The 11,669-nt window shown below is 45.2% G+C and carries 6 protein-coding genes and 4 tRNA genes; 9 read left to right on the top strand and 1 reads right to left on the bottom strand.

The features are described from left to right. Nucleotides 1–25 precede the first annotated feature (25 nt). Entirely contained in the window at nt 26–2,389 is a 2,364-nt protein-coding gene (locus KI743_RS21280; protein WP_285468069.1) for a DNA polymerase II, read from the bottom strand. A gap of 439 nt (nt 2,390–2,828) precedes the next feature. Between KI743_RS21280 and uvrY the strand changes: the two genes are divergently transcribed. The 9 genes from uvrY to KI743_RS21325 all read left to right on the top strand — a co-directional run bounded on the left by uvrY (nt 2,829) and on the right by KI743_RS21325 (nt 11,569). Further along, nucleotides 2,829–3,473 (top strand): UvrY/SirA/GacA family response regulator transcription factor, encoded by a 645-nt coding sequence (gene uvrY, locus KI743_RS21285; RefSeq protein ID WP_032549301.1) that lies wholly within the window; start codon nt 2,829–2,831, stop codon nt 3,471–3,473. 15 nt (nt 3,474–3,488) lie between these two features. Then, on the top strand, nt 3,489–5,321 hold the full coding sequence (gene uvrC, locus KI743_RS21290) for an excinuclease ABC subunit UvrC (RefSeq protein ID WP_285468070.1): 1,833 nt from the start codon (nt 3,489–3,491) through the stop codon (nt 5,319–5,321). 46 nt (nt 5,322–5,367) lie between these two features. Next, the gene (gene pgsA / locus KI743_RS21295) at nt 5,368–5,925 is read left to right on the top strand and encodes a CDP-diacylglycerol--glycerol-3-phosphate 3-phosphatidyltransferase (RefSeq protein WP_032549299.1); all 558 of its coding nucleotides are present in this window, start codon (nt 5,368–5,370) and stop codon (nt 5,923–5,925) included. 269 nt (nt 5,926–6,194) lie between these two features. Next, nucleotides 6,195–6,268 (top strand) — tRNA-Cys (locus KI743_RS21300). 25 nt (nt 6,269–6,293) lie between these two features. Continuing rightward, a tRNA-Gly gene (locus tag KI743_RS21305) sits at nt 6,294–6,369 on the top strand. A 77-nt stretch (nt 6,370–6,446) separates the two neighbouring features. Beyond that, nucleotides 6,447–6,533, top strand: a tRNA-Leu gene (locus tag KI743_RS21310). Between the two features lie 30 nt (nt 6,534–6,563). Beyond that, nucleotides 6,564–6,639: transfer RNA gene (locus tag KI743_RS21315), tRNA-Gly, on the top strand. A gap of 755 nt (nt 6,640–7,394) precedes the next feature. Then, entirely contained in the window at nt 7,395–10,316 is a 2,922-nt protein-coding gene (locus tag KI743_RS21320; RefSeq protein ID WP_285468072.1) for a pyridoxal phosphate-dependent class III aminotransferase, read from the top strand. A gap of 8 nt (nt 10,317–10,324) precedes the next feature. Further along, nucleotides 10,325–11,569: a carboxynorspermidine synthase gene (locus KI743_RS21325; RefSeq protein ID WP_150872030.1), complete on the top strand. Its 1,245-nt coding sequence runs from the start codon at nt 10,325–10,327 to the stop codon at nt 11,567–11,569. Nucleotides 11,570–11,669 lie beyond the last annotated feature (100 nt).

An 11,669-nucleotide genomic window follows, 5' to 3' on the forward strand; every position in this document is an offset into this window, starting at 1 on the left:
GCTTTTTTATTTGGGATAAGTGAATCTAGAACAACCCTAGTTGTTGGCCGCTGACTTGTTCAAAATCGAGTCCGATAAACGGCAATATCGCTTCCGCGACAGGTTTAAGCTGTTTATCGATGTAATGTTGATAGTCGATACCACTCTTCAAGTATTCTTTGGGTTCAGGGCCGTTTAAGGTAATTAAATACTCGATGCGCCCTTTGTTTTGGTATTGCAGCGGACGCCCTAACTGTTCATTAATGTCATCAGCCATGCGTGCCGCTCTTACTTGAGGCGGGATGTTCTTCTGATATTCGTGCAGTTTTCGTCTTAGCCGTTTTTGATAAACCAGCAAGTCGTCGTGTTTGCCAGCCGCTGTCTCATCGACAAAATTACGAACGTAGTCGGTTGGGTCTTGGTCATGGAAAACCATCTCATACAAAGTCTGCTGAAAGCGTTGGGCGAGTGGCGTCCAGTCAGTACGTGCACTTTCTAGCCCTTTGAAGACAATTTTCTCGCTGCCTTCTTCGCCAATCAGACCTGCATAGCGTTTTTTTGAGCCTGTCTCTGAACCACGAATGGTTGGCATCAAAAATTTGCGATAGTGAGTCTCGTACTCCAGTTCAAGAATAGAAGTCAGGTTGTATTTGTCTTTGAGGTGTTGTGTCCACCAAGCGTTGATATACGCGACGAGTGATTGCCCGATCTCATCCGCATCTTCTTGACTGTAGCTACCATTCAGAGACACGAATGTGGAGTCAGTGTCACCATAGATAACCTGATAACCTTTCTCTTCGATAAGTACCTTGGTTTGTTTCATGATCTCATGCCCGCGCATGGTAATCGATGACGCCAAACGAGTATCGAAGAAGCGGCAACCGGATGAGCCCAAAACCCCATAGAATGAGTTCATGATGATTTTGATCGCTTGCGAGAAGGCCTTTTCATTGTTCTTTTTTGCAACATCACGCGCAGCCCACAAGGTTTCGATCATTTCAGGTAGAAAATGTTTATTTCGATGGAACTGTCCACCCCGAAACCCCTCTACGGCTTGGTCATCATCGCGGCCAATCTCTTGTTTCAATCCTTCGATCAAGCCCATTGGATCAATCAGGAAAGATCGAATGATGGATGGGTATAGGCTCTTAAAGTCGAGGACCAATACTGAGTCATAGAGATTGGGTATAGAGTCCATGACATAGCCGCCCGGACTAGCAATCCAGTTCTCAGGCTGTAAGTTTGGAGCAATGTAGCCAGCTCGATGAATCTGAGGCAAATAGAGGTTAGTAAAAGCCGCCACAGAGCCACCAACTTTATCCAGCTCAACACCAGTTAAGCGAGATCGTTCAATAGCAAACTCAATAAGATGTGTATGTTTAAAGATGCGATTAACCAACACGCAGTCTTGAAGGTTGTACTTGGCAAGTGAGGGTTTATCGAACTTAAACATTCGATTAATTTCATCCATGCGGTCATGCACATTGTGGATGTCTTTACCTTCACCAAGTAGCTCTTGAGAAACCGATTCTAGAGACCAAGACCTGAAGTGGTAGGTTGCGGTTTTGAGCATATCGATACCGTCTAAAACCACACGTCCAGGGATAGTGATAAACCCTTGCTGACTTTGAGCAGAACTGCGGAAGAAGCTAGGTTGACTATCGCGACCAATATTGAGCTTTATTTTGTTCCATTCAGCGCGCTTGTGAAGCAGTCGGAAATCAAAATCAATCACGTTCCAACCGATAATGACGTCCGGGTCGTAACGTTTAAACCAATCAATCATGGCTTCTAACAGTGCCGCCTCGTCTTTAACCCACTGAATAGGCGTATCGGTTTCCTGCTCTGGGCCTACCATGATGACGCGACTGTCCATTGGGCTATCAAGGCCGATAGAGTAGAGGATACCTTTCTCTGAGCACTCGATATCTAATGAGACGACGGATAGGGTAGGTAAGTAATCACCTGCTCGACATTTAGTGTTAGTGACACGCTGGTGCTGAGTTCGAGAAGTGATGTTTCCAGTAAATTCAATGCTGCCTTTAATGAACCTTTCCATTAGGAAGCGATCGGCGAGACGAATATCCGCTTCAAACGTAGTGATAGACTCTTGATTGAAGGCTTGGTTTAAGGTGTTGCTTTCGCGGACCAGTCGTGTGTAGCAACCAGCTAGCGGCGTGTGTGAGAAGTTGGTGAGTTCCAAGGCTTTTATCTCACACTCGATCCCCGCTTCCTTGGCGAGTTTAGTGCAAGCGTCGATATTCGATTGCTCAATGAAGAAGATTGGGCGCTCGCCTTTAACGGTAAGCAAAGTTGGCCCATTCGGGGTGCTGACCCAAATATCAATTTGAGTCTGACCTGAAAAGTCTCTTGCTTGTCTTGTCAGCACAAAGCCTTGCTGAATATCCAATATCGTCGCCTGTAATATTTACTGCTGTTAAAACAAGATGCGATTCTAGCACTTAGTGTCGAGGCTGATACAAAAGTCGTTCAAAATAGCCAGTTTTTTTTGCTTTTAGCGACTCGATAACGGGACTTATCGAGCAAAAAGGTGAATTTGTAACAATTGTTCAAATCGCGGTATTGAAAATATATTTATCTTGTGTAAATTAAATGGTCGGCATCTTAACTGATTGTTTTTTAATAAAGCTTAGTCGAATAACTGTGGTTCTTGTAAATAAGTACTTGCTAAAGTTCGTGTTTCAGCACATATTCAACAGAGCTTTTTTTAACGATTTACGTTAAGATGTACAGCAATGCTGCGATCCACTGTTCCTTTATTCAATTGTTTCAATTAGATGAATCAATACGGTGGTTGCAGAGCCAATTAATAGTGTGGAGATACAAGTTTGATAAATGTTTTCCTTGTAGATGATCACGAGCTGGTTCGCACAGGGATACGACGTATTATTGAAGACGTCCGTGGAATGAACGTAGCAGGGGAAGCTGAAAGCGGTGAAGAAGCTGCAAAGTGGTGTCGTACTAACAATACAGACGTCATTTTGATGGATATGAATATGCCTGGCATTGGTGGCTTAGAAGCAACCAAGAAGATTTTGCGCTTTAACCCAGACATTAAAATCATCGTTTTAACTGTTCATACGGAAAATCCGTTTCCAACTAAAGTGATGCAAGCTGGAGCTGCTGGTTACCTTACTAAAGGGGCAGGTCCGGACGAAATGGTCAATGCGATTCGCGTGGTAAACAGCGGTCAGCGTTACATTTCACCAGAAATCGCGCAGCAGATGGCACTGAGCCAATTCTCGCCTGCCTCTGAAAATCCATTCGCTGATCTTTCTGAGCGTGAACTTCAAATTATGATGATGATCACCAAAGGTCAGAAAGTAACGGACATTTCAGAACAACTTAATCTAAGCCCTAAGACAGTGAATAGCTACCGCTACCGACTGTTTAGTAAACTAGACATCAGCGGTGATGTAGAGCTTACTCACTTAGCGATTAGACACGGAATGCTAGACACCGAGACCCTCTAGCACTGAGATTATATAGTGACATCCTCATTTGACTCAGTCTCATTCCTAAAGACCGTAACAGAACAGCCTGGCGTTTATCGTATGTATAACGCCGAGGCTGTTGTTATTTACGTCGGCAAAGCAAAAAACCTTAAGAAACGCCTTACTAGCTATTTTCGTAAAAAAGTAGATAGCGAGAAAACGCGTGCCTTGGTTAGCAATATTGCAAAGATAGACGTAACGGTTACACATACCGAGACAGAAGCCCTAATCCTCGAGCACAACTACATTAAGCAGTACTTACCTAAGTACAACGTTTTGCTGCGCGATGATAAATCTTACCCTTACATCTTCATCAGTGGTCACAAACATCCAAGACTGTCGATGCACCGTGGTGCAAAGAAGAAAAAAGGTGAGTATTTCGGACCTTATCCTGATTCTGGGGCAGTGCGTGAAACCTTACACTTGCTGCAAAAGATATTCCCAGCTCGACAATGTGAAGATACCGTTTATGCGAATCGTACTCGCCCTTGTCTGATGTATCAGATTGGTCGATGTGCCGCGCCGTGTGTCAGTTCAATCATCTCCGATGAAGAGTATGCAGAACTGATTGGTTATGTGCGCTTGTTCTTGCAAGGGAAAGACAATCAAGTGTTGGAAACTCTGGTTCAAAAAATGGAGCAGGCAAGCCAACAACTCAAGTTTGAACAGGCAGCGACATTTCGCGACCAAATTCAGGCGATTCGTCGAGTACAAGAACAACAATACGTATCTGATGACTCAATGGAAGATATGGACGTACTCGGCTTTGCGCAAGAAAACGGCGTCGCTTGTATTCATATCTTGATGATTCGTCAGGGTAAGGTGTTGGGTAGTCGCAGTCATTTTCCAAAGATCCCAAACAATACGGTTAGGGAAGAGGTGTTTTCAAGCTTCTTGAGTCAGTATTATCTGGCACATAATGAAGCGAGAACCATCCCAACTCGTTTGATCCTCAATGCTGACTTGATTGAAGATGTGACTCCGATTCAACAAGCTTTGTGTGAAGTGGCGGGTCGAAAGATCCACTTCAATACCAATCCTTCCGGAACCCGAGGTCGTTATCTCAAGTTGTCGAACACCAATGCGTTAACGGCAATAACGACCAAGATTAATCATAAGATGACGATTAATCAGCGCTTTAAAGAGCTTCAAGATGTCTTGTCTATGGATGCCATCAAGCGCATGGAGTGTTTTGATATCAGTCATACCATGGGTGAGAGCACTATCGCTTCTTGTGTCGTATTCAACCAAGAAGGTCCAGTGAAGCAGGAATACCGTCGTTACAACATCACGGGTATCACCGGAGGCGATGATTATGCTGCAATGGGGCAAGCGTTAGAGCGTCGTTACTCCAAGCAATTGGATGTGGATAAGATTCCCGACATTATCTTTATCGATGGTGGTAAAGGGCAACTGAACCGTGCTCATGAGATTATTTCGCAATACTGGGGTGATTGGCCTGTTCGACCAAGAATGATGGGTATTGCAAAAGGGGTTACCCGTAAGCCGGGTCTTGAAACCCTAATCACTCTGGAAGGTGAAGAGTTTAATTTGCCAACTGACGCGCCAGCTTTGCACTTAATTCAACATATCCGTGATGAGAGCCATAACCATGCAGTCGCTGGTCACCGGGCGAAACGTGGTAAAACACGTCGCACGAGTGCGCTTGAAGGAATTGAAGGGGTGGGGCCAAAACGTCGCCAAGCTCTGTTGAAATATATGGGTGGACTGCAAGAGCTTAAGCGTGCAAGTGTTGAAGAAATAGCCAAAGTGCCGGGCATTAGTCATTCTTTGGCAGAAAACATTTATCAAGCATTGAAACAATAGTAAAAATCCCGCACCATAAACGCGCAATGGATAAGAGCCTAATAATATGCGTTTGAATATACCCAACATTTTGTCCCTACTGAGACTTTTCTTAATCCCAGTATTCGTTATCGTTTTCTACCTACCTTATCAATGGGCTCCTTTTGCAGCTGCGATGGTTTTTTGGGTGGCCGGATTTACTGACTGGCTCGATGGCATGCTAGCGCGTAAGCTAGGCCAAACTTCTCGTTTTGGTGCCTTTATCGACCCTGTTGCCGATAAAGTTCTCGTAGCAACGGCTCTGATTCTGATTACTGAACACTACCACTCAATTTGGGTGACGATTCCAGCAGTCACCATGATTGCACGTGAAATTATTATTTCAGCACTTCGAGAGTGGATGGCAGAAATTGGTAAGCGCGCAAGCGTTGCGGTTTCTTGGGTAGGCAAAGTTAAAACTGTATCTCAGATGTTTGCCTTATGGGTTCTGATTTGGCGCTATGACGACTGGATGATTTGGGTCGGTTACGCCGCGCTTTATATCGCAACTATCCTGACATACTGGTCAATGGCTCAATATTTAATGGCAGCCAAAGATGATTTGTTGGATGAACAACATCATTAATTGAGAAAAGCGAGCTTAGGCTCGCTTTTTTGATCTTTGAATTTCACCATCGACGTAATCATATGACGTGACAGTGTGACGGTGATCAACTTTAATCGCCTATTCCTTCGACCTTTTTGTACATTAAGTTAGCTATTTAGCCCTTTTCGTATAAATACTATTCAAACGAATTAAAAATACAAAAATAGTGTTGACTCAATCGTGTGATTCCGTAGAATGCATCCCGTACCCAAGAGGATGGCAATGAGCGATTCGATTGGAGTTACTAAGGCGCCTTGGCAGAGTGGCTATGCAGCGGATTGCAAATCCGTGGACCTCGGTTCGACTCCGGGAGGCGCCTCCATTCAAACCTTGAGTTTGAATACTATGCGACACTAGCTCAGCTGGTAGAGCGCAACCTTGCCAAGGTTGAGGTCACGAGTTCGAACCTCGTGTGTCGCTCCAAGTTTTGTAATGTTGATTGGCATCGACATTTAGATGGTGTTTACGAATCGTAACGGCATCGCAATAAAGAATTGCGTGCCCTGGTGGTGGAATTGGTAGACACAAGGGATTTAAAATCCCTCGGCGTTCGCGCTGTGCCGGTTCAAGTCCGGCCCGGGGCACCATCTATAAAGTCTAAACTTAGTTTAGCAAATGCGACACTAGCTCAGCTGGTAGAGCGCAACCTTGCCAAGGTTGAGGTCACGAGTTCGAACCTCGTGTGTCGCTCCAAATTGAAAAGGCTCATCAGAAATGATGAGCCTTTTTTGCATCCGGGAGATCGTAAAGCTATTTGGCCATTAGGTCACGACTTGACCTCGTGTCCTAGCCGGCCGCGTCGCTTCAAATTAAGAAAGGCTCATCGGAAACGGTGAGCCTTTTTGTATTTCGATGTTTGAAAAATTCACGCGCTGTTTTAGATTCCCTATGAACTCGTCCTTCGCTCTAGGAAATGACAGCTGATTGTGAGTTATTTTCGTCATCCTCGGGCATGAGGTACGAGTGAGCCGGGGATCTATTCCGTTTCGCGACGAGTTTACTCATCCCTCGTATTTATAGTCCTAATATTAAAAACTATTGATAGTGTGTTAAAAACTATGTTACCTTCCCGCCCAATCTCGGAATGGACAACGATTGCTTCTGGGGGATACGCGCGGTGACCATTCAGGCTGATTGTGACACTGCGTAGGGTAGGTATCAGTTAGTTCTTTAACTGATAGACGGGATACTTATGGCGCTTGATGCCATGTTAATGGGAAACCCAACATTGAACTCACTTAACACAACACTGCGAATCAGCTTTTCACATCCAATTGGGCCGGTACTTCACCTTTGCCCGATCCTTCAAAACAGTAGCATTACTGAACCTTGATTTTACGCTAAGTAAATTTTGCTGTCGTTAGACGGCGCTTTGTCGTGTTTGTCATTTGACTTACGCGGGCGTACAGCTATACCTCACTTCTAGCAATGTGCTGTTAGGAGGGAGTATGAATACATTCAAGGGATTTTTTATGACTACCGCCTTTGAAGTCGATACAAATACTATCGCACACTCGTTTTCAACTTCAGTTCCAGTTGTTGAAGGCACTTATGATCTTACCCCAGACGCTATTTTGCTTGAACAAGAGCAAAACGAATCGGCAGTCCGTTCTTACCCAAGACGTCTACCGATTGCAATAAAACGAGCATATGGCGCTCTGGTTGAAGATACCCGTGGACAAATTTTCCTAGACTGCCTTGCCGGTGCAGGGACGTTAGCACTGGGTTATAACCACCCAGAGATTAACCAAGCATTAAAAGCTCAGTTGGATTCAGGTCTACCGTATCAAACCTTAGATATCACAACTCAAGCGAAAGAAACTTTTATCAATCGTGTTAAAGGGTTCTTACCACAAGACTTTGCTGAAAATTCAGTGATTCAATTCTGTGGCCCATCTGGTGCTGATGCGGTTGAAGCTGCTATCAAGTTGGCGAAACAGACTACTGGTCGCAACACGATGTTTGCTTTCCGTGGCGCGTACCACGGGATGACCAACGGTACTATGGGCATGATGGGTAACTTAGGCACGAAAGCGCGTCGTAGCGGCTTGATGTCTGATGTGCACTTTATGCCATTCCCATACAACCTTCGTTGCCCATTTGGTCTTGGTGGTGAGCAAGGTGCTCAGGCAAGTCTTCGATACATCGAACGCCTACTCGCGGATGACGAAGCGGGTATCATGAAACCTGCCGCGATGATCGTTGAGCCAGTACAAGGTGAAGGTGGTGTGATTCCAGCGCCTGCCTCTTGGTTACGTGGTTTAAGACGCATCTGTGATGAGCACGGCATCCTACTAATTTTTGATGAAATCCAATGTGGTGTAGGCAAAACAGGTCATCGCTTTGCATTCGAAGAGTCTGGTATTAATCCAGATATCCTATGTCTGTCTAAAGCGATAGGTGGCGGCCTACCAATGTCACTGCTGGTTTTCGATAAGAGTATTGATACTTGGAAAGCGGGTGAACATACCGGTACTTTCCGTGGTAACCAATTGGCAATGGTGTCGGGTGCGAAAGCATTAGAGATTATTGAGCGAGACAACCTTGTTGAGCACGCGAATATTGCGGGTCAATATCTTCGCCACGGTTTAGAAAAGCTACAGCAACGTGTTGACTGTATTGCTGAAGTTCGTGGAAAAGGCTTGATGTTAGGTGTTGAGATTCAAAACCCTAACGGTGAGAAGAACAGTTTTGGTGAGCCAGTTGCTGACGGCGAGCTGACTCTTAAAATCCAGCGAGCAGCACTTGAGCGCGGCTTGATGGTTGAAAAAGGTGGACGTGAAGGCTCTGTTATTCGCTTTCTTCCTCCAATGATCATCAGCTTCGAACAGATTGATTTTGCCCTTCGCGTGATGGAAGAAGCGATTCTTGCAGCAGGTGGTAGCCATGTTGAATCTGGCAGTGCGAACGGTGAATGGAAAAAACACTTCATCCATACAGGTGTAGGTGGCAGCGACGAATTTGAAAAGGTTCTTAATCAAACTACTCAAGCAATGAAGTCGGTGTTCGAACAAGTGGATGCCCCATATTCTGGTCTCGAGCCTAAGCTACTAGAAGCCGCAATTAACGCAGTCGATCTTGATAACGTTCAAGGTTCACTGGTTGATGTGGTAGAAGATACGGCTGACTTGGTTGCTAAGAACTCCATCTTTGTTCAACACCCTGACTGTATTGCACACCTGCATACACCACCATTGATGGCATCTGTCGCTGCTGAGTCTATGATTGCGGCACTTAATCAATCAATGGACTCGTGGGATCAGGCATCTGCGGCAACCTATGTTGAGCAGAAAGTGATTGATTGGATGTGCGGCAAGTACGAACTGGGCGAAAATAGCGATGGCATTTTCACAAGCGGCGGTACCCAAAGTAATTTAATGGGGCTGCTACTTGCACGCGACTGGATCGCGAACAAAATCGATAACCACTCGATTCAAAAACTCGGTCTCCCAGAGTACGCACAAAAATTACGTATCCTTTGCTCTAAAAAATCTCACTTTACAGTCCAAAAATCGGCTTCTTTGTTAGGCTTGGGCGAAAGTTCGGTGCGCTGTGTTGATACTAACAGTAACGGTACCATTAAAACCGAATTGTTAGAGAAAGCGATTAAAGAGCTAAAAGACGACGGCCTGATTCCATTCGCAGTCGTAGGCACGGCAGGTACAACCGATCACGGAGCGATTGATGACTTAGAGTCGATTGCGCAGATCGCTCAGCAACAAGAGCTGTGGTTCCATGTCGACAGTGCTTACGGTGGCGCCTTGATCCTCAGCAGCCACAAATCTCGCCTCAAAGGCATTGAGAAAGCGGATTCTGTCAGTGTGGATTTCCACAAGCTGTTCTACCAAACGATCAGCTGTGGCGCGCTATTGCTGAAAGATAAGCAAAACTTCCAGTTTCTACTGCATCATGCTGACTATTTAAACCGTGAGCACGATGAACTGCCGAACTTGGTTGATAAGTCGATTGCAACGACCAAGCGTTTTGATGCGCTCAAAGTCTTTATGACGATGCAGAGCGTTGGGCAGGCACAACTGGGTGAGATGTATGATCACCTGTTGGCGCAAACACTTCAGGTTTCCGATCTAATTCAAAACCACGAAGGTTTTGAACTATTAGCCGAACCAGCATTATCGACAGTGCTGTTTAGAGCGATTAATAGCAATGTCACGGATTTAGACACGTTTAACCAAACATTAAGGTTAGAGGCTCTGACTCGTGGAGTCGCTGTACTGGGCGAAACAATGGTTGATGGTAAGAGCGCGTTGAAGTTCACCATCCTAAATCCATGCTTAGACATGGCAGACTTCGAATCTCTAATTACAAAAATTCATAATCTAGCGGCTGAGCTAGCAGAACAACAAGGGTAATAAATATTATGGCAATTCTACAAATTGGTGCAGGCGGCGTAGGTTGGGTTGTTGCACATAAAGCGGCACAAAACAACGACGTTCTGGGTGACATTACTATCGCATCTCGTACTATCGCGAAATGTGAAAAGATCATCGAATCGATTAAAGGTAAAAACAACCTTAAAGATTCAACTAAGAAACTAGAAGCACGCGCTGTAAACGCAGATGACGTTGATGCACTTGTTGCTCTAATCAAAGAAGTTCAGCCTGATCTAGTGATCAACGCAGGTCCTCCATGGGTAAACATGGCGATCATGGAAGCGTGTTATCAAGCAAAAGTATCTTACCTAGATACGTCAGTAGCGGTTGACCTATGTTCTGAAGGTCAGCAAGTTCCTCAAGCTTACGATTGGCAGTGGGGCTACCGTGAGAAGTTCGCAGAAGCTGGCATCACAGGTATTCTTGGTGCAGGTTTCGATCCAGGTGTGGTTTCAGTATTTGCTGCTTACGCGGTTAAGCACCTGTTCGATGAGATCGACACTATCGATGTAATGGACGTTAATGCTGGCGACCACGGTAAGAAGTTCGCAACTAACTTCGATCCAGAGACAAACATGCTTGAGATCCAAGGCGATTCTTTTTACTGGGAAAACGAAGAGTGGAAACAGGTTCCATGTCACTCACGTATGCTAGAGTTTGATTTCCCGAACTGTGGATCTCACAAAGTATACTCAATGGCGCACGATGAAGTTCGTTCAATGAAAGAGTTCATCCCTGCAAAACGCATTGAGTTCTGGATGGGCTTTGGCGACAAGTACCTAAACTACTTCAACTGCATGCGTGATATCGGCCTACTGAGCCCAGATCCGCTAACACTGCACGATGGTACAGTGGTTCAGCCTCTGCACGTTCTTAAAGCATTGCTACCAGATCCTACATCACTTGCACCGGGCTACACAGGTCTAACTTGTATCGGTACATGGGTACAAGGTAAGAAAGACGGTAAAGAGCGCAGCGTTTTCATTTACAACAACGCAGACCACGAAGTGGCATACGAAGATGTAGAGCACCAAGCGATCTCTTACACAACTGGTGTACCAGCAATCACAGCTGCACTTCAGTTCTTCCGTGGTGAGTGGGCGGACAAAGGTGTGTTCAACATGGAACAGCTGAACCCAGACCCGTTCCTAGAAACTATGCCGGGTATCGGTCTAGATTGGCACGTTCAAGAGCTAGAGCCAGGTCAACCTGTTATTCATAAGCTTAAATAAGAAGCTAGCCTTTTGTTAGAGTGATTATATAAGGGGGACAGTGTTTGTTCCCCTTACTTGATTCTTATGGATAGGTTGTTGGTATTTGGTATTTCTGATT

Source organism: Vibrio sp. D420a, from assembly GCF_030248625.1.
In the GTDB taxonomy this organism is placed as follows: Bacteria; Pseudomonadota; Gammaproteobacteria; order Enterobacterales; family Vibrionaceae; genus Vibrio; species Vibrio fortis_A.

Excerpts from the sequence above, each read along its gene's own strand:
- pgsA (WP_032549299.1), top strand. The coding sequence starts at position 5,368 with ATGCGTTTGAATATACCCAACATTTTGTCCCTACTGAGACTTTTCTTA.
- KI743_RS21320 (WP_285468072.1), top strand. The coding sequence starts at position 7,395 with ATGAATACATTCAAGGGATTTTTTATGACTACCGCCTTTGAAGTCGAT.
- KI743_RS21325 (WP_150872030.1), top strand. The coding sequence starts at position 10,325 with ATGGCAATTCTACAAATTGGTGCAGGCGGCGTAGGTTGGGTTGTTGCA.